This is a genomic window from Flavobacterium ponti (genome assembly GCF_042652765.1).
Lineage (GTDB): Bacteria > Bacteroidota > Bacteroidia > Flavobacteriales > Flavobacteriaceae > Flavobacterium > Flavobacterium ponti.
Genome location: NZ_JBHSGW010000028.1, coordinates 14,730 through 32,379, shown reverse-complemented (window position 1 = coordinate 32,379; position 17,650 = coordinate 14,730). Strand labels below are relative to the sequence as shown.

The window sequence follows — 17,650 nt, the reverse complement described above, 5'->3', positions numbered from 1 at the left end:
ATAAAGTTGAGTGAGGTTGAATACTATAATTTTTTTCTTGAATAATTTTTAATTTGTTAGGTTTTATATATTGAACAATTTGTAATCTAAAGACATAAAGTTTAGTCTTTTAGGGTAAGTTTCACATTGCGAATATCTTCATGTTTTCCATTAAGATATTTTTTGCAAATAGCAATTTCAGGAGAAGACTTAAAAAAACAGCACCCAAATAAAGTGCTGTTTTTTTTTATTATTGATAATTTCTTTTAGTTTATTATTAACTTTTTAGTGTATGATAAATCATCCCCATCAAGTTTTAATAAATATATTCCTGATTGAATTGACTGAAGATTAATAGTTTTTTCTGCATTAAAGTCATTCATATTTTGACTAAATACTTTTCTTCCATTAATGTCATATAATTCAATATTTAATTTTCCATTATATTTCGCAATAGCAATATTTAATAACCCGTTTGATGGATTAGGGAAAACTTTAATCATATCATCATTATCAAAATAACTTGCCTGTAACACACAGTTTGGTCCTGGAGAAGGCTCAGTAAAATCTTGTATTTGATCGTTTGGATTATTGTTGCTTCCAGATGAAGCGTTTACTCCAACACCTCTTCTTGCAAAAACCTCCCATATTAAACAATAATCTTGTCCACCAGTTGTTGCTTGATCAGCTGCAATTAATGCATTCCTACCTGCAACAATTCCTGGATTACATGGTTGCAGTTTTAAGCCATCTAAAACCAATTGCATCACTTTATTATTTCCTCCTGTTCCATTATAAATATTAGGATCAAATCCATATTTATTAATATATGCCCATGTTAAATCCCAAAGTGTTGTTGCCCAAAATTCTCCAATCACATACCTATAACCAGTATTTGAAGGGTCAGTTGGGATTGGTTCATTTGAATCAATAAATGTTAAGGGATTTATGGCCATATCCGTACTATATGGATATTGTCTTATTCCTCCACCGTTTACTGACTGACCAGCTACAAAAGTACCGATAGTTTTTGGATCCGTTCCTACATCTCCAGCTTTTAATTGCATCATTAGACCATACCAATCAGACCATCCTTCTCCCATAGCTTCATAGTTACTTAAGCAACTTGAATTTGAAGGTCCACCTGCTAATCTAGTAGAAATTCCATGACCATACTCGTGTGCTATAACAACATTGTCAAAATCTCCATCAGTATTAACAAATGATACAACATCATTTTTAATTGTACCATTTACAGTTCCAGAACTCATTTGAGCTAAAATAGCTTGACCTTGATTGTACGTTGCAAAAATAGCAGGAATTGTAATTGTAGCATCAGATCCTGACATACCTACTAAGGTATTTGGATTAGCAGTATCATTATTTAACATAATTACTGCAACCGCACCAGCTAATTGTGCATTTTTTACTTTTAAGACAAAATCACAATTCCCTCTTTTGATAACTGCAATTTTACCATTTAACTGCGCTGCATTAGTTGCAGCAGTACAAGCCTCATTTACACCAGTTGCATCTTGATAAAGAACAAAATCACTAGTTAAGCCTGGTGCAGCAGGTAAAGGTACATTACCTGGTGAAAATGTATTATTTGCCACCGTATAATCACCTGCAATGGCAGATGGTGAGTTAATCGTTAAGTATTTAGGTGTTGGTCCATAAGTCCACAGAAACATCTGCATTCTTGGGTTTGCTCCATCAACAGGTGTTGAAAAATTTGCATTATTAGTTGATGAACCATCTTGACTGTCTGCAAAAACAGCATCTCCTAAAAATGAAGTTATTCCTCCTTTTCCATAATTATTTTTTTGAAAATTTCCATTAATTTCATTAAAACCATATTGGTACCATACATCATGCATGATATTATTCATATAAAATAGGTTTGTTGTAGCTGCATCTAGATAAGTAGCTGGTTGAACACCAGTTCCTCCATATGGAAAATCAAACAATAAACCTGCTCCACCAGAAGGACTTGCACCAGTTCCGTTGTTCCCATCTGCATCTTCTTGAGCATAAACATTATTTCCTCTTGTGTCTGTAAATTCATTTCCAGCCACACCGTTTACATCATGCCATCCATATGGAGAAGCAGTTGTATTATGCGGATTTGCGATTAACTGTCTTGTAATGTGATTTGGACTCTCATAGTTATATGGTATAACTCTATAAGATCCTGATTGTGGATTCAATATAGTGTTGTTAAACTCATTAAATCCTAATTTAGAAAAGAAAAACTCTTTTTGATGATTATGATTTTTGTGATTTGCATCACCAAATGTACAAGAAATGACCCAGTCATGTTTTTCTAATAATTGATTTGTTATTGCATCAATTCTAATACTCCATAAATGATTTGAATCTTGAGAATAAAAATTTAAATCCCATGCCAAACGAACGGTTTTATCTTCTTCATTGAATTGATAAACTAACTCTGCAAGTACAGGGCTATCTATTTGATTACCATTAGATAATTTAAATTCATTTGCTGAGATTGTCTCAATAATTTGAGAATTAACAGAGTTGTCATTTACTAATTGTCTAGCATTTGATAATGCATCTAATACTGTAACAGAAGGCGAAATTGCATTTACCTTTTGAGAAAGATTAGGAACAAATGCCAAAAGTGCATTAATAACTTCTCCATTTTTTATCCAAACATTTGAGTTTGATTGAAAAACTTCAATACCTTGATGTCTTTGTTTAATGAAATAGTTGTCAATTTTTGTTGCGTCAGAATTTGTTTTACTTTCGATTGTCCAATCAGATATATCTTGATTAGTCAATTCAAATTTTGTTTTGTTTTTAGTTAAATATTCTTGAATTTTTGCAATTGGTTCTTGCGAAAATCCTAAACTAATTGTAAATAAAAACAATAATAGTAACGATTTTTTCATGGTTTCTTAATAGTTTAATGGCAACAAATGTAAGCTTTTAGAAAATAACTTAAAATATTTTTTTGTGATAAAAAAACATTTTAACTTTTATTAGACTCAATCGTATTATAAAGCTGTAAAGCTTTTCCGTCAGTTAGCATAGAAACAAAATGACATATATGCAATATCCTGTTATAAACATCCTCTTTTTGAAATTGATACCTTTCAGGCAATAACTTTAAAATTAAATTATCATAATTTGAAGCGTTTCCTTCAATTTTATTGTTATAAGCTGTGCAAAACTTATCTAATAATGTATTAATTACCTTATAACCAACTAATTCTTTCTCTATAACTTCCCTACTTTGATATACGTTTTTAATGCTGATTTGGATTATATCGTTCATTTGAGCTGCATATTGACTTTTATCCATCAAAGCAAAAGGAAATTCTCCTTTTAAAATATCCTCTTCGTTTTCGATAAAAATTTTAACAGCATCTTGAATTAAACTTCCAATGGCTAAAGCTCTTAAATAACTTATTCTATCTTCTTTCGTTGTTAAGGAATTGTATTTTTTTGAATCAATTCCGTTTTTGACCAATTTTATTAAATATTCTAAAGCAAACTCTTCTTGAATTAGTCCCAAATTTATTCCGTCTTCAAAATCTATTATGGTGTAACAAATATCATCAGCAGCTTCTACTAAATAAGCTAAAGGATGACGTTCAAAACCAATATCATTTCCTGATTTGTTATTTATTAATCCTAATTCTTTTGCAACATCACTAAAAAATGCTTTGTCTTGTTGGAAAAAACCATACTTTTTATCACATATTTTTGTTGTTGGTTTTTTGGGTAAACTTTCTTTTGGGTATTTCATGAAAGCTCCAAGAGTTGCATATGAAATTCGAATAGAGCCTTCAACACCTTCACGAGAAGTAGTTAAGACTGAAAATCCGTTAGCATTACCTTCAAAATCAATTAAATCTTGCCATTCTTTAGCAGTAACTTTATCTTTGAAATGTTGACCTTTTCCGGTTTTAAAATATTCTCCAATGGCTTTTTCACCTGAATGTCCAAATGGTGGATTTCCTATATCATGAGCTAATGAAGCTGCTGCAACTATTGCTCCAAAATCATTCATTTGATACCCATGAATTTCTGATAAATAAGGGTATTTTTCAATGATTTTTTTTCCAACTAGTCTTCCTAATGAACGGCCAACAACAGAAACTTCTAAACTATGAGTTAATCTGTTGTGCACAAAATCGGTTTTTGATAATGGAATTACTTGAGTTTTATCTTGCAAACTTCTAAAAGCTGAAGAGAATATGATTCTATCATAATCGACTTCAAAACCCAAACGTGTATCATCTTCTTCTTTTCTTATTCTTTTGCTTATATCACCATGTCTCTTTAGCGACAATAGTTGCTCCCATTTCATCATTGGATAGTAATTTAAAATATTTTCTTCATGCAAATGCTACTTTCAACTCCTATATATTGTCCGTAATTTGGTATTTCTTGATATCCAAATTTTCTATATAAAGCAATGGCATTTTCTAGTTTTTGAGAAGTTTCAAGGACACAAGAATTATAATGCAATTCTTTTGTCCAATTTTCTAATTCATTTAAAATTTTTGTTGCAATTCCTTTACCTCTAGCTTCTGGTAAAACAAACATTCTTTTTATTTCTGCAATATTTGATTCCATTTTTTTGAAAGCACCACAGCCTAATGGTTTTTCATTTTCATAGCAAACCACTACATTATCAATATAAATTTGGTTGTATTGTGCAAAGAAATCTTTTTCATCACCATCAATTTCAACTAAAAACACATCAAATAATTGAGTCAATTCTTGAAAATCTTTGTTCTTTGAATTTGTTCGGTACAATTGAGTCATCGAAAAATCTCTTTTATTTGCTATTCTGAAAAAAAATTAAATTTCTACTCCAATTTCAGAAATAGAATTTCTACTATTTTTTATTTCTTCGTATTTTTTTATGTCCACAACCACAGTATCAGTCCAGGTATCATGCCATCCTTTGTCATCATTTCCTAAAAAAGATAAAAATTCAAATGGAACAATTCTGCTTAAAGTTCTCATTAAAACTTTATCACTGCTAGCTTTTGAACCATCAATCATCAAAACTTTTGTATTAGTTATATATTTACCTATTGTTCTACCATTAATACTCTCAAAAATCAAATAATAGATAAATAAAAACAGAAAACCAATAAGATATTCTGTTATAGTATTCATGTTTTCCATTGCATAAAGAATATCTTCATCTCCAACAGAATGTGCATAAATTGCCACAACTATGCCGAAACCAAATACTAATACGATTCTTATAAAGTAATCAATAACAAAATTAGCAAGTCTTTTACCTTTTGAAGCTAACATATCGTTTGTTATGCGAACTTTTTGCGATTGTGATGTTGTATACATAAATTATTCTTTATCGTTTGCTAAGAAAAACACTCTCGATTTTTTTGGATATTTGTCATAACTAATATCACTTGGGTTTTCAATTACGGTTTTCAAGTTTACCTCATCACCTATTTTGAAATTTGAAATTGTGTATTTGTAATCTAACAAATATGGACCACAGAAGAAATTTCCGTCTGCATCTTGTTCGATTTTTCCTGTATAAACTCCTTTTTTTTCTTTTGACATTTTTAATAAATTTTATTTGATTCAAATATACTTTAAAAAACTAAAACAGCCATCAAATTAATGATGGCTGTTATTTGTTCTTTTATCTTTATTCTATTTTTAGTTAAGAACCACACATTTCGCAATCATCTGGACCAGCATTTTTAGCTAATTCAATCATTGCTCTGTATTCTTCTGCTGTCATTTCAACGGGTTCATTGACTACTGCAATAGTTTCCAATTGTGGTTTTACCATTGGTTTTTCAGCTACTTGAACTGGTTCTGCTTTTTTATCATTATTTAAAGTAAACTTGATAGCATCAACTGCAGATTTAGTTCTTAAATAATACATTCCAGTTTTTAAGCCGCTTTTCCAAGCATAAAAGTGCATTGAAGTCAACTTAGAATAATTAGCATCTTGCATAAACAAGTTCAACGATTGTGATTGATCAATAAAATATCCTCTTTGACGAGACATATCAATAATATCTTTCATAGAAAGTTCCCAAACTGTTTTGTATAATTCTTTCAAGTCTTGAGGAATATCTAGGTTTTGAACAGAACCGTTGTTACGCATTAACTCTTGTTTTAAAGTTTCATTCCATAGACCTAAATCTACTAAATCGTGTAATAAATGTTTGTTTACCACGATAAATTCACCAGATAAAACTCTTCTTGTATAAATGTTTGAAGTATAAGGTTCGAAAGCCTCGTTGTTACCCAAAATTTGAGAAGTTGAAGCGGTTGGCATAGGTGCAACTAAAAGAGAGTTTCTAACACCGTTTTTCATCACTTCTTTTCTCAAGCTTGCCCAATCCCATCTTCCAGAAAGTTCTTCGTCATTGATGTTCCAAAGATTGTGTTGGAATTCTCCTTTAGATATTGGAGAACCTTCAAAGGTAGAATATGGTCCTTCTTCTATTGCCATTTCCATTGAAGCTGTTACTGCTGCAAAGTATAATGTTTCAAAGATTTCTTGGTTTAATTTTTTTGCTTCATCACTTGTAAATGGCATACGAAGTAAAATGAAAGCATCTGCTAAACCTTGAACTCCTAATCCAACTGGACGGTGACGTATATTTGAATTTTCAGCTTCTGGAACTGGATAATAGTTTCTATCAATTACTTTATTTAAGTTTCTTGTAACTCTTTTAGTAACTGTGTATAGTAAATCATGATTGAACTCTCCATTTTCCACAAACATTGGTAATGAAATAGAAGCTAAATTACAAACTGCAATTTCATCTGGAGCAGTATATTCCATAATCTCTGTACAAAGATTTGAAGAACGAATGGTTCCTAAATTCTTTTGATTTGATTTACGGTTTGCTGCATCTTTGTACAACATATATGGAGTTCCTGTTTCAATTTGCGATTCAAGAATTTTTTCCCAAAGTTCACGAGCTTTTATGGTTTTTCTACCTTTTCCTGCTGCTTCATATGAAGTATAAAGAGCTTCGAATTCGTCTCCATACACATCACACAAATCTGGGCATTCATTTGGACACATTAATGTCCAAGTTGAATCTGCTTCAACACGTTTCATGAATAAATCTGAAGTCCACATAGCAAAGAATAAATCTCTTGCACGCATTTCTTCTTTACCTGTATTCTTTTTCAAATCTAAGAATTCGAAAATATCAGCATGCCAAGTTTCTAAATAGATAGCAAAACTTCCTTTTCTTTTTCCTCCACCTTGATCAACGTAACGTGCTGTGTCATTGAAAACACGTAACATTGGAACAATTCCGTTTGAAGTTCCGTTTGTTCCTCTAATATAAGAACCTGTTGCTCTAACATTGTGAATAGACAATCCAATTCCTCCAGCTGATTGAGAAATTTTTGCTGTTTGTTTTAACGTATCGTAAATTCCATCAATACTATCATCTTTCATGGTTAAAAGAAAACATGATGACATTTGAGGTTTTGGAGTTCCTGCGTTGAATAATGTTGGGGTTGCGTGTGTAAAGAACTTTTTAGACATTAAGTCGTATGTTTCTAAAACTGCATCAATATCATTAAGGTGAATTCCAACTGAAACACGCATTAACATGTGTTGTGGTCTTTCTACAATTTTCCCGTTGATTTTTAATAAATACGAACGTTCTAATGTTTTGAAGCCGAAGTAATCATAATTAAAATCTCTGTTGTAGATGATATAAGAATCTAAAACAGCAGCATTTTCTCGAATTACATTATATACTTCCTCTGATAAAAGAGGTGCTTTTTTTCCTGTTCTTGGATTTACATAATGAAACATTTCAGTAGCCGTATCAGAAAACGACTTTGTTGTATTTTTATGTAAATTTGAAACCGCTATACGTGCAGCCAATTGAGCATAATCTGGGTGAGCAATTGTCATTGAAGCAGCTGTTTCTGCGGCCAAGTTATCCAATTCTGAAGTAGTTACTCCATCATAAAGACCTTCAATTACTCGCATTGCAACTTTTACTGCATCTACTAAATCATTTAAACCATAGCATAGTTTTTTAATTCTATCTGTGATTTTGTCAAAACTAACTGGCTCTTTGTGACCATCTCTTTTTACTACGTACATAGGCTTTTGTTTTTTGAAAATAGAAAATCCCTTCTCTACTTTCGGGTTATTTGTAATTTGGTTTTTGGTACTATTTTTACTTCCAAGCCCAAATGGAAGGGAATTATTTTATAGGGTGTAGCTTAAAAATCAGCGTCAAAACTAATTTTTTGGGCATCGCTATCGTTATTCATTACACCTGCTTTTTGGTATTCTCCAACACGTTTTTCAAAGAAATTTGTTTTTCCTTGAAGCGAAATCATATCCATGAAGTCAAATGGATTTGATGAGTTGTATACTCTTTCACAACCAAGTTCCACTAACAATCTGTCTGTTACAAATTCTAGATATTGTGTCATTAGTGTTGCGTTCATTCCAATTAAACTTACCGGTAATGACTCTGTAATAAATTGACGTTCAATGTCTAAAGCATCAACGATAATTTCTTTGATACGCTCTTTTGGCACTTTATTTACTAAATGATGGTTGTGTAAATGCACAGCAAAATCACAATGCATTCCTTCATCACGAGAGATTAATTCGTTAGAAAATGTTAAACCTGGCATTAAACCACGTTTTTTTAACCAATAAATAGAACAAAATGATCCTGAAAAGAAAATTCCTTCTACAGCAGCAAAAGCAATTAATCTTTCTGCAAAAGAATCAGATTCAATCCATTTTAAAGCCCATTGTGCTTTTTCTTTGATGGCAGGAAAAGTTTCAATTGCATGAAATAGTTTGTTTTTTTCAGCTTCATCTTTTACGTAAGTATCAATCAAAAGTGAATAGGTTTCACTGTGAATATTTTCCATCATGATTTGAAAACCATAGAAAAATTTAGCTTCTGGATATTGTACTTCATTTACAAAGTTTTCCGCTAAATTTTCATTTACAATTCCATCTGAAGCAGCAAAAAAGGCTAAAACGTGTTTAATGAAATATTTCTCATCATCGTTTAATTTATTATTCCAGTCCGATAAATCTTGGTGTAAATCAATTTCTTCAGCTGTCCAAATACACGCTTCTTGTTTTTTATACCATTCCCAAATATCTTGGTGCTTGATTGGAAAAATTACAAATCGGTCTTTGTTTTCTTTTAGGATAGGTTCTATAAATGACATTTGATTAAATTTTTGTAGATTTAGTTACATTTTAACTGTTTACAAAGTTGGCAATTTATTGTTTGAAATGAAAGTCAAACTTATCCACAATCAAGGGAAGTTTTTAACAAAGAGTAAAAAAAGTCTTGCCAAAAAAATATTTATAAAAACTTGTTATTCAGTATTTTACAAAAGTAAAAATTAAGTATCAAAACCTTGTAATCAGCAGTAAATGCATTTGTTACGAGCGTTTTTAACTGTGAAAAAAATGTTAAAAATATTTTGAGAAAAGGTGAATTTTAAATTTTAAAAAACAAGAAACTATTTTTTCATTTCTTGAGCTACTTTTTCTAATTCATCATACCATTGTTGCCCAAATTTTCGAATTAAAGATTCTTTTAAAAATTTGTAAACAGGAACTTCTAATTCTTTTCCTAAGGAACAAGCATCATCGCAAATATGCCATTTGTGATAATTTACAGCAGCAAAATCAGCATATTCTTTTACTCGAATTGGATATAAATGACAAGAAACAGGTTTTTTCCAATCAATAATTCCTTGGTTGTAGGCTTGTTCGATTCCACAAAGAGCGGTGTCTTTGTCAAAAATCACATAAGCACAATCTTTACCTTCAATTAATGTAGTTTCTGGTTCACCATCAAGCCCAACCACAGAAGTTCCTTGTTTTTCAATAGCTTTTATTCCTTCTTTTCTTAAAAAAGGTTTTACTTTTGGATAAATTTCTTTCAATTTTTCAACTTCAGATGCATCTAAAGGTGCACCAGCATCACCATCTACGCAACAAGCTCCTTTACAAGCTGAAAGATTACACACAAATTCCTTTTCAAGAATTTCCTCAGATATGATGGTTTTGTTTAATTGAAACATTTTTGATTGGGATTATTGATTTTCTGAAATTAGATTTTCAGAAAAACTTTATTTGCTGCAAAGATAAGTAGATTTTCGGATTATAAATTTTCAAGTTTTATTTTTTATAATGTATCGTTAAATAGAAATGTAGCATCTAACAATATTGCTATATTTGCACCAAATTTTACACAAATGTTTGATTGGAAAGAAATATTCACCATTAGCATGATTCTTTTTGCTGTGATTGACATTATCGGTAGTATTCCTATAATTGTTGGATTACGAAGTAAAATAGGTCATATTCAATCTGAAAAAGCCACTATTGTTGCAGCTGTTATTATGATTGCTTTTTTGTTTGTAGGGGAAGAAATTTTAAAACTCATTGGAATTGATGCTAATTCGTTTGCGGTTGCTGGTTCGTTTGTTTTGTTCTTTTTGGCTTTAGAAATGATTTTGGGTATCAATTTATACAAAGAAGATAACCCTACAACAGCTTCTATAGTTCCAATTGCATTTCCATTAATTGCTGGAGCTGGAACCATGACAACTATTTTATCGTTGAGAGCAGTTTATGATAAAATAAACATTATTATTGCCATACTCATTAATGTAGTTGTGGTTTATGGGGTTTTAAAATCTTCGGGTAAAATTGAACGTTTATTGGGTGTAAACGGAATTGGAATTATAAGAAAAATATTTGGTGTAATTTTGTTGGCTATAGCCGTAAAGCTTTTTGCAGCCAATATAAAAGGATTGTTTGAATAAAATAAAAATTTAAAATGAAAATATTTAGCTACGTTATAATTGTGATATCATTAGCCTTAATCATTTTTAACTTTACAAAAGTTGACTTTGATAATCCGTTTGAAGGAAATAGCACAGTTGCTTTAATTGGAATTGTTTGTGGTTTTTGTGCCATTTTTTTGATGTTGATTTACAGAATGTCGAAAATGGTGGACGAAAAAACAAAAGATAAATAGAATTTATGTTTGATGTACTAATTATTGGTGGAGGAGTTTCTGGAGTTTCATGTGCTTTAATCTTTGGTTCTGCGAAACAAAAACCATTTGCTACAGATAGAAAAATTGGAATTATTTCACATCAAAAAGCCTCTTCTTTACAAAACGCTGTTTTTAATAATGCTTATGGAATTGCTCCTGGAAAATTAGGTTCAGAATTACTAGACGAAAGTTTGGAACATTTGCAAAAATTGTATCCTCATGTTGAACAAATTGGAGGAGAAAAAGTATTAAAAATTGAAGGAGAAATTGGTAATTTTACTATAACTACAAACAAGAACACTTACAAAACTAAGTTAGTTGCTATTGGAATTGGTGCTTCAAATCCGTTTTTAATTGAAGGTTTGGAAGAATTTGTAATTCCTCATAAAAAAGCAGCTCCAGAAAAAAATAGATTGCAATTAAAAAATGATGATCATCTTGTAAAAGAAGGTGTTTATGTTATGGGAACTTTAGCTGGACACAGAAGTCAACTAACAATTGCAGCTGGAAGTGGAGCAAGTGTTGCAACTGATATTCTAACTTTATGGAACGATGGAAAACCTGTTCAGGTTCATGATGCTTTGGGGAAATAGATTATTTTTTTTCCATCACTTTTTTAATCATTGCATCTTGAGAAAGAATAATTTGGTAGTATGAATCTTCATCAAATAATTGACGTACGAATTCAGCGTACAAATAAGTTTTTACTTTATCTTTTTGGTTTGTAAAGTTCAACATATATCCATTTTGAGCTATATAATCTTTAAAAATGGTTAAATATTTGTCTTTACTTGTGATTTCTTTTTTCAATTCTTCTTTAGTCATTTTATTGAAAAAGTTTCTGTCTTTGTCTAATTGTTCAAACACAAAATAACTCACAATTCCAGATTTCATAATCATTAGTGTTCCTTCTTCACCATGTTTGGCTTCATAGGGCACAAAAACATCTGGAGTAATTCCACCGCCACCATAAACGATTCTTCCCTTTTTAGTCCTAAATTTTAAGCTATCAGCAACTTTTATACTATCAGCTTCATAAAGTTCACCACTAATGAAACGTTTTTCAAATTCATTAAAATAAGCATCTGCTTTATCTTCATAAGGTTTTTGAATGGAACGTCCAGATGGAGTATAATATCTAGCTACAGTTAATCGAATCATTGAACCATCTCCAAGAGGCATTTCTCTTTGAACTAATCCTTTTCCAAAAGAACGTCTTCCTACAATAATTCCTCTATCATTATCTTGAATAGCACCGGCTAAAACTTCACTTGCAGAAGCACTGTTTTCATTGATTAAAATAGTTAGTTGACCTGTTTCAAAATCACCTTTTTTAGTTGCAAACGTTTTTTCTTCAGTTCCTTTTTTATTGATAGTTTTTACGATAAGTTCTTTATCTTTTAGAAATTCATCCACCATTTCAGCAGCAATTTCTAAATAACCACCACCATTATCGCGTAAATCAATAATAAGTTCGGTTGCACCAATACTTTTTAAATTTACAATTGCTTTATGAAACTCATCTTCAGTGGTTTCAGCAAATCGATTTACTTTGATATAACCTGTTTTATCATCAATTAGTGTAGCGATATCCACACTTTTAATTGGCACAACATCTCTGGTGACATTTACTTTGAATTTTTTATTGGTTGATTTTCTAAAAACAGTTAATTCAACTTCAGAACCTTCTTCTCCTTTTAGTTTTGAAAACAAGGTTTCGTTTGTTATTTTTTTTCCAAAAAGTTGAAATTTATCAGCAAACAAGATTCTGTCTCCTGATTTAATTCCGGCTTTATCAGAAGGACCATTTTTGATAGGTTTTATAACAACGACAGTATCTTTGTGCAAATAGAAGTTAATTCCAATTCCTACGAAATCACCTTTCATACTTTGATTAACTTCTTCTACTTCGTTTTTAGCAATGTAAACAGAATGTGGATCTAATTTTTCAAGAATTCCGTTAACGGTTAAATCAACAATTGAATCTGTGTTAATATCATCCACATATTCATTATCAATAAAATTAATGAGTTTGTTTAGTTTTTCAGATTTAGGGTTTTTAGTTAAAACAGCACCTGGTAAAAAATTGGTAATAAAATTTCCCAACAATAAACCAATAGCTATTGACAAACAAATTATTATGGGAAGATATATTTTATTAACTTTCATTCTTATTTATTGTGCTAAATCCTCAATTAAATCAACCTCAACACCAGCTTTTCTTAGAAAATCTAATCCTGAGCAATCTTTATATTCTTGATGATAAACAACTCTTTTAATTCCGGATTGGTGAATTAATTTACTGCAATCTTTACATGGAGAAAGAGTAATATATAATGTTGCTCCTTCACAAGATTGAGTGGAACGTGCTACTTTTGAAATTGCATTTGCTTCTGCATGAAGCACATACCATTTTGTGTTATTGTCTTCATCTTCACAACAATTTTCAAATCCAGAAGGTGTTCCATTGTATCCATCAGAAATAATCATTTTATCTCTAACAATTATCGCACCAACTTTTTTTCTTTGGCAATAAGACAATTGTCCCCATTCTTTTGCTATTCTAAGATAAGCTTTATCGTACTTTGATTTTTTTGCTGACATATTTTATTGATTCCAAATTTCGCTTTCAATTATCATTGGCAAAACTACTCCAATTACAAAAGCTGACATAACTAAAGCCCAATCTTTTTTTGAAAACCTAAAGAAAGTTTGAACCACATAAGCTAAAATTAAAACCGCAAAAACAACAATTAATTGAGCTGCTTCAATTCCGAGTGCAAATTCTAAAGAAGGTATTAATTTATCGGATGCGTTTCCTGGCAAGATAGATTTGAAGTAATTTGAAAATCCCAATCCATGAATAACACCAAAAAACAATGTGGTTACTCCCATAAAAGATAAATTTCCGTTCCCTTTTGCGTTTTTACCTGCTGTAAAAAGAGTATAAAAAGCTGTTACGATAATTGTTATTGGAATTAAAAATTCAATCACTGATGGATTTACATAGATTACACTATAAACAGACAAAATTAAAGACAAAGTATGTCCTATTGTAAAAAGAGACACTAAAAGCAACACTCTTTTCCAATCTTTAAAAGTATAAGGAATCATTAATGCAATCAAAAACAACACGTGATCGTAAGCATTAATATCTAGTACGTGATTGATTCCTACTTTAAAATACAACCAAAATTCAGACATCAGCAATTTTTTAATAATATCAAAACTACAACTTATTTTCAAATTTTCAGAAAGATTAAGAAAAGCTTATAAATAATTTTATTTAAATTCTAAATAAAAGTATATTTGCAGAATTAAAATTAATACTATGTCATTTTCAGATTTATTTGATAACGAATTTAAAAACAGAAATAAAGGTCACTTTTCAGCAATTGTAAGAGTAGCTTTGTCAGACGGTGATTTAACAACAGAAGAAAGAGCGTTTTTGGATAAATTAGCTATTCGTTTAGAAATATCTTCAGCAGAATATGAAGAAATTTTAGAAAACCCTTCAAAATACCCTATTAATCCTCCACATTTACATGTTCAAAGATTAGAGCGTTTATACGATTTATCTAGAATGGTTTATGCTGATCACGTTTTAGGTCCAAAACAAAAAGCAATTTTAACTCGTTTTGCATTGGCATTAGGGTTTACACCAAGTAATGTTTCTTACATTGTTGATAAAGCTTTGTCTTTATTAGTATTGAATGTAGATTTAGACACTTTTGTTTATGAAATGCAACATATGAATAAATAAAATTTATTTAACATATAAAAAAAGGAGCAATTTAATTATTGCTCCTTTTTTATTTTTAATACTTTATAGATTGAAGTAAAAAGTTCTTCCGAAGAAAATGGTTTCATGATGTAGTCATTTACCTTAAGAGTTTTTCCCATTTCTTTGTCTTTTTTAATATCGTAAGCACTTAAAGCAATGATTTTTGTGGTACTCAAATTAGAGTTGTTTGTAATAAATTCTATCGCTTCAAAGCCATTCATTTTTGGCATATGAAGATCCATAAAAATTAAATGATAGTTTTCTTTATTACACATTTCAATAGCTTGTTCTCCATTGTTTGCTATATCCATATAAAAACCTCCATGATTTACTAACAGTTTCATCAGTACTAATTGATTGATTTCATTGTCATCAACAATAAGAACATTGAATTTCTTTTTAATATCAATTTTAGTAAATTTTTTAACTACCGTTTTTGTTTTTTTAGATTCAATATTAGCTTCAAAAGGAAGTGTAATTTCAAAGACAGAACCTTCACCAATTTTTGAATCAAAAGAAAATGAGCCGTTCATTAGTTCAATTAGTTTAATTACAATTGCTAATCCTAAACCAGAACCTTCAATGTTTTCATTATGCAACTTCTTAAAACTTTCAAACTGATTTTTACTTGTTTTTTCAAATCCAATTCCTGTGTCTTTTATACTAAATTTTAATCTAACTTTTTTGGCTCTTCTATAATCAGTAGAGATTTCAAAAACAACTTTACCTTCAGAAGTATATTTATAAGCATTATCAATCAGGTTTGTAATAATTTGAACAACTCTATTGTAATCTCCAATTAATTTATTTGGAACATTGCTTGATTTAATAACCTCAAATTCAATGTTTTTTAAAATGAATTTTTCTAAATAAACGCGTTCTATGTTTTTTATTATTTCGTCTAAATCAAAAGAATTATTCTCAATTTTAAATTCTCCATATTCAATTTTCGACAAATCAAAAACATCTCCAACTAACCTATCCATATGAGTTACAGATGAAGTTATTGTTGTCAACAGTTCTTTTTGTTCATAAGAAAGATTTTCTTTTTTAAACAATTCTAACAAACCTAAAACCCCAGTAATTGGTGTTCTTAAATCATGACTTATTGATGCTAAAAATTTATTCTTAACGCTTTTTTCTTCGTTAAGTTTTTTGTTATTTTCATTCTGCTGGAAATTTGAAATAAATAACTCATTCTTGTCTTGAGTTACTTGTTGAATTTCTTTATAGTATTCTGATCTATCAAAAATTAGTAAAAAAGGATTCTGTTTTTTTGAACCAGAATATACTATTATATCAACTATGATAGTTTTTTTGTCTAATTCAAGTAATATTATTTTAAAATTTTCTTCTTTATTTTTTTCTTGAATAATTTGGTCAATAATTTCAAAAAAAGGATGAATTTCATAAATTGAATTTGCCTTTTTGGTAGAAAATAAAACATCATCTGAAAGAATTATTTTTCCTTGTAAGTCAAATTCAATTTTTTGAACCTTAATACTTAAATACTTGTCAATGGTTTTTTGGATCATTCGTTATTTAAAAAATTTAATCCTAATTGGTTAAAGATTGCTTCAACATTTTCATTTGTTTTAGCACTTGTAAAGAAATCTATTGGAAAATTGATTTCGTTTATAAAATCTTCTTTTTCAATTAAATCTACTTTATTTGCAATAGTTAATAATTGTGCTGTTGGATAATTTGATTTTAAATATCCAACTTCGCTTTCAATATTAATATATGTAGTGTTTCTTGTAGGATCAATAACATACATAAAGCCCGAAGTTCCTATAAGATGAGACTTTCTTACTTTTTCAACATCATCTTTTCCTTCTAAATCCCAAATTACAAAGGTTAGTTTTTCACCTTTTACTTCAATTTCTTTTTTAAATATGTGAACTCCGATGGTTACTTTATAATCATCAGTAAAAATATTGTCTACAAAACGTCTTATGATTGAGGTCTTACCAACACCAAAATGGCCTACCAATACTACTTTTTTTGAACTAATCATTAAATAACGATTCTATTAATTTATTTGTGGCTTTTGAATCTTCCACTAATTTCTCCTTTTTGTGCTTTGAGGCAAAATCTAAAATTTTATCCTCTAATCTTTCTTTAAAATCTGAATTAAATGAACCTGAAATTACTGCTGCAACATAATAAGATGCTAAATTTTGAATATAAATATTATAAAATTCATATTGAATTAACTCCAAACTCTGTTCTTCTTTGGCAAAAGCGTCTTCCACAAAATTTTTAATTGCGGTCAACATTCCAGCAATCATGTCTTTGTCTATATTATCATCTTCTTTTGATACGTTTGCAATTAACAAACCAGAACCTTTTTCAATAATAAAAATTTGATCCACTTTTGGTTTAGCCATTTCTGAAAGAATAATGCTTTGCTCCGAAACTCCCGTAAAAACAGATTTAATTTTACGCTGCCATTTTTTGATAGAGAATGTGTTTTGAACTTGATTATTAATACTTTCTGTCAAGTTTTTCATTTCTTGTTGAATGTATTTTTTTACCATTTTACCAATAATTGGAAACAACGCTTCAACAACTTGATCTTGAGAGTCTCTAATTTGAATTTTTAAGGCTTTAGTAATTGTAGGACCAAGCTTTGAAGGGATTTCTTCAGCAAAAGTTTCTATTTTTTTTTCTATTATTGGGCTAACCTTTTCAGAAAGTAATTCTTCTTTGTTTAAAGTAGTTTCAACTGATTCTATCTTTTGAAGTATTTTTAACGCAAAATCTCTATCCTCATTAAGAAGAAGTTCTTTAAGTTTTACTAATTTTTCTGAATCGGTCATTT

General features: G+C 29.9%; 18 protein-coding genes. 4 read left to right on the top strand and 14 right to left on the bottom strand.

The features are described from left to right. Window positions 1-245 precede the first annotated feature (245 nt). The 8 genes from ACFO3U_RS13660 to ACFO3U_RS13625 all read right to left on the bottom strand — a co-directional run bounded on the left by ACFO3U_RS13660 (window position 246) and on the right by ACFO3U_RS13625 (window position 10,059). Complete coding sequence (locus tag ACFO3U_RS13660; protein ID WP_379743614.1) at window positions 246-2,894, bottom strand: T9SS-dependent M36 family metallopeptidase; 2,649 nt, start codon at window positions 2,892-2,894, stop codon at window positions 246-248. A gap of 80 nt (window positions 2,895-2,974) precedes the next feature. Further along, on the bottom strand, window positions 2,975-4,318 hold the full coding sequence (dgt, locus tag ACFO3U_RS13655; protein WP_379743837.1) for a dGTP triphosphohydrolase: 1,344 nt from the start codon (window positions 4,316-4,318) through the stop codon (window positions 2,975-2,977). 14 nt (window positions 4,319-4,332) lie between these two features. Then, window positions 4,333-4,779: a GNAT family N-acetyltransferase gene (locus tag ACFO3U_RS13650; protein WP_379743611.1), complete on the bottom strand. Its 447-nt coding sequence runs from the start codon at window positions 4,777-4,779 to the stop codon at window positions 4,333-4,335. A gap of 36 nt (window positions 4,780-4,815) precedes the next feature. After that, window positions 4,816-5,328, bottom strand: a complete 513-nt coding sequence (locus tag ACFO3U_RS13645; RefSeq protein WP_379743608.1) for an RDD family protein — start codon at window positions 5,326-5,328, stop codon at window positions 4,816-4,818. A 3-nt stretch (window positions 5,329-5,331) separates the two neighbouring features. Continuing rightward, window positions 5,332-5,556 carry a hypothetical protein gene (locus ACFO3U_RS13640; RefSeq protein ID WP_338377596.1) on the bottom strand — a complete coding sequence of 75 codons (225 nt, stop codon included), beginning with the start codon at window positions 5,554-5,556 and terminating at the stop codon, window positions 5,332-5,334. 103 nt (window positions 5,557-5,659) lie between these two features. After that, entirely contained in the window at window positions 5,660-8,092 is a 2,433-nt protein-coding gene (locus ACFO3U_RS13635) for a ribonucleoside-diphosphate reductase subunit alpha (RefSeq protein WP_379743605.1), read from the bottom strand. A 122-nt stretch (window positions 8,093-8,214) separates the two neighbouring features. Next, window positions 8,215-9,192 carry a ribonucleotide-diphosphate reductase subunit beta gene (locus ACFO3U_RS13630; protein ID WP_379743602.1) on the bottom strand — a complete coding sequence of 326 codons (978 nt, stop codon included), beginning with the start codon at window positions 9,190-9,192 and terminating at the stop codon, window positions 8,215-8,217. 300 nt (window positions 9,193-9,492) lie between these two features. Further along, window positions 9,493-10,059, bottom strand: a complete 567-nt coding sequence (locus ACFO3U_RS13625; protein WP_379743599.1) for a DUF3109 family protein — start codon at window positions 10,057-10,059, stop codon at window positions 9,493-9,495. Window positions 10,060-10,233: 174 nt separating this feature from the next. On the opposite strand from ACFO3U_RS13625, the gene ACFO3U_RS13620 reads away from it, so the two are divergent. From ACFO3U_RS13620 to ACFO3U_RS13610, 3 genes are read left to right on the top strand one after another with little or no spacing between them, the layout of a single operon-like run. Beyond that, the gene (locus tag ACFO3U_RS13620) at window positions 10,234-10,806 is read left to right on the top strand and encodes a MarC family protein (protein WP_379743596.1); all 573 of its coding nucleotides are present in this window, start codon (window positions 10,234-10,236) and stop codon (window positions 10,804-10,806) included. A gap of 14 nt (window positions 10,807-10,820) precedes the next feature. Next, complete coding sequence (locus tag ACFO3U_RS13615; protein WP_379743593.1) at window positions 10,821-11,021, top strand: hypothetical protein; 201 nt, start codon at window positions 10,821-10,823, stop codon at window positions 11,019-11,021. Window positions 11,022-11,026: 5 nt separating this feature from the next. After that, window positions 11,027-11,635 carry an FAD-dependent oxidoreductase gene (locus ACFO3U_RS13610; protein ID WP_379743590.1) on the top strand — a complete coding sequence of 203 codons (609 nt, stop codon included), beginning with the start codon at window positions 11,027-11,029 and terminating at the stop codon, window positions 11,633-11,635. Between the two features lies 1 nt (window position 11,636). Here the strand turns inward: ACFO3U_RS13610 and ACFO3U_RS13605 are convergent, their stop codons facing one another. Genes ACFO3U_RS13605 through ACFO3U_RS13595 form a run of 3 tightly spaced genes read right to left on the bottom strand, consistent with a single transcriptional unit; the run spans window position 11,637 to window position 14,246 of the window. Continuing rightward, entirely contained in the window at window positions 11,637-13,211 is a 1,575-nt protein-coding gene (locus ACFO3U_RS13605) for a S41 family peptidase (protein WP_379743587.1), read from the bottom strand. A gap of 6 nt (window positions 13,212-13,217) precedes the next feature. After that, complete coding sequence (locus tag ACFO3U_RS13600; protein WP_379743584.1) at window positions 13,218-13,646, bottom strand: deoxycytidylate deaminase; 429 nt, start codon at window positions 13,644-13,646, stop codon at window positions 13,218-13,220. Between the two features lie 3 nt (window positions 13,647-13,649). Continuing rightward, complete coding sequence (locus tag ACFO3U_RS13595; RefSeq protein ID WP_379743581.1) at window positions 13,650-14,246, bottom strand: HupE/UreJ family protein; 597 nt, start codon at window positions 14,244-14,246, stop codon at window positions 13,650-13,652. A 127-nt stretch (window positions 14,247-14,373) separates the two neighbouring features. Here ACFO3U_RS13595 and ACFO3U_RS13590 point away from each other — a divergent pair, with 127 nt between their 5' ends. After that, window positions 14,374-14,805 (top strand): tellurite resistance TerB family protein, encoded by a 432-nt coding sequence (locus tag ACFO3U_RS13590; protein WP_379743578.1) that lies wholly within the window; start codon window positions 14,374-14,376, stop codon window positions 14,803-14,805. 35 nt (window positions 14,806-14,840) lie between these two features. On the opposite strand, the gene ACFO3U_RS13585 is transcribed toward ACFO3U_RS13590, so the two are convergent. The 3 genes from ACFO3U_RS13585 to ACFO3U_RS13575 are packed head-to-tail and all read right to left on the bottom strand — an operon-like array spanning window position 14,841 to window position 17,648. After that, window positions 14,841-16,361 (bottom strand): ATP-binding response regulator, encoded by a 1,521-nt coding sequence (locus ACFO3U_RS13585; protein ID WP_379743575.1) that lies wholly within the window; start codon window positions 16,359-16,361, stop codon window positions 14,841-14,843. Then, window positions 16,358-16,843 (bottom strand): Rab family GTPase, encoded by a 486-nt coding sequence (locus ACFO3U_RS13580; protein WP_379743572.1) that lies wholly within the window; start codon window positions 16,841-16,843, stop codon window positions 16,358-16,360. Before ACFO3U_RS13580 ends, ACFO3U_RS13585 begins: the two co-directional genes overlap by 4 nt. Continuing rightward, entirely contained in the window at window positions 16,836-17,648 is an 813-nt protein-coding gene (locus ACFO3U_RS13575; RefSeq protein WP_379743569.1) for a cell envelope biogenesis protein OmpA, read from the bottom strand. The genes ACFO3U_RS13580 and ACFO3U_RS13575 overlap by 8 nt, the downstream gene beginning before the upstream one ends. Window positions 17,649-17,650 lie beyond the last annotated feature (2 nt).

What these genes read in the sequence shown, in the direction of transcription:
- ACFO3U_RS13620 (WP_379743596.1), top strand. Translation starts at nt 10,234, where the DNA reads ATGTTTGATTGGAAAGAAATATTCACCATTAGCATGATTCTTTTTGCT.
- ACFO3U_RS13600 (WP_379743584.1), bottom strand. Translation starts at nt 13,646, where the DNA reads ATGTCAGCAAAAAAATCAAAGTACGATAAAGCTTATCTTAGAATAGCA.
- ACFO3U_RS13575 (WP_379743569.1), bottom strand. Translation starts at nt 17,648, where the DNA reads ATGACCGATTCAGAAAAATTAGTAAAACTTAAAGAACTTCTTCTTAAT.
- ACFO3U_RS13595 (WP_379743581.1), bottom strand. Translation starts at nt 14,246, where the DNA reads ATGTCTGAATTTTGGTTGTATTTTAAAGTAGGAATCAATCACGTACTA.
- ACFO3U_RS13585 (WP_379743575.1), bottom strand. Translation starts at nt 16,361, where the DNA reads ATGATCCAAAAAACCATTGACAAGTATTTAAGTATTAAGGTTCAAAAA.
- ACFO3U_RS13635 (WP_379743605.1), bottom strand. Translation starts at nt 8,092, where the DNA reads ATGTACGTAGTAAAAAGAGATGGTCACAAAGAGCCAGTTAGTTTTGAC.
- ACFO3U_RS13590 (WP_379743578.1), top strand. Translation starts at nt 14,374, where the DNA reads ATGTCATTTTCAGATTTATTTGATAACGAATTTAAAAACAGAAATAAA.
- dgt (WP_379743837.1), bottom strand. Translation starts at nt 4,318, where the DNA reads ATGAAATGGGAGCAACTATTGTCGCTAAAGAGACATGGTGATATAAGC.
- ACFO3U_RS13645 (WP_379743608.1), bottom strand. Translation starts at nt 5,328, where the DNA reads ATGTATACAACATCACAATCGCAAAAAGTTCGCATAACAAACGATATG.
- ACFO3U_RS13615 (WP_379743593.1), top strand. Translation starts at nt 10,821, where the DNA reads ATGAAAATATTTAGCTACGTTATAATTGTGATATCATTAGCCTTAATC.
- ACFO3U_RS13605 (WP_379743587.1), bottom strand. Translation starts at nt 13,211, where the DNA reads ATGAAAGTTAATAAAATATATCTTCCCATAATAATTTGTTTGTCAATA.
- ACFO3U_RS13580 (WP_379743572.1), bottom strand. Translation starts at nt 16,843, where the DNA reads ATGATTAGTTCAAAAAAAGTAGTATTGGTAGGCCATTTTGGTGTTGGT.
- ACFO3U_RS13640 (WP_338377596.1), bottom strand. Translation starts at nt 5,556, where the DNA reads ATGTCAAAAGAAAAAAAAGGAGTTTATACAGGAAAAATCGAACAAGAT.
- ACFO3U_RS13650 (WP_379743611.1), bottom strand. Translation starts at nt 4,779, where the DNA reads ATGACTCAATTGTACCGAACAAATTCAAAGAACAAAGATTTTCAAGAA.
- ACFO3U_RS13630 (WP_379743602.1), bottom strand. Translation starts at nt 9,192, where the DNA reads ATGTCATTTATAGAACCTATCCTAAAAGAAAACAAAGACCGATTTGTA.
- ACFO3U_RS13625 (WP_379743599.1), bottom strand. Translation starts at nt 10,059, where the DNA reads ATGTTTCAATTAAACAAAACCATCATATCTGAGGAAATTCTTGAAAAG.
- ACFO3U_RS13610 (WP_379743590.1), top strand. Translation starts at nt 11,027, where the DNA reads ATGTTTGATGTACTAATTATTGGTGGAGGAGTTTCTGGAGTTTCATGT.
- ACFO3U_RS13660 (WP_379743614.1), bottom strand. Translation starts at nt 2,894, where the DNA reads ATGAAAAAATCGTTACTATTATTGTTTTTATTTACAATTAGTTTAGGA.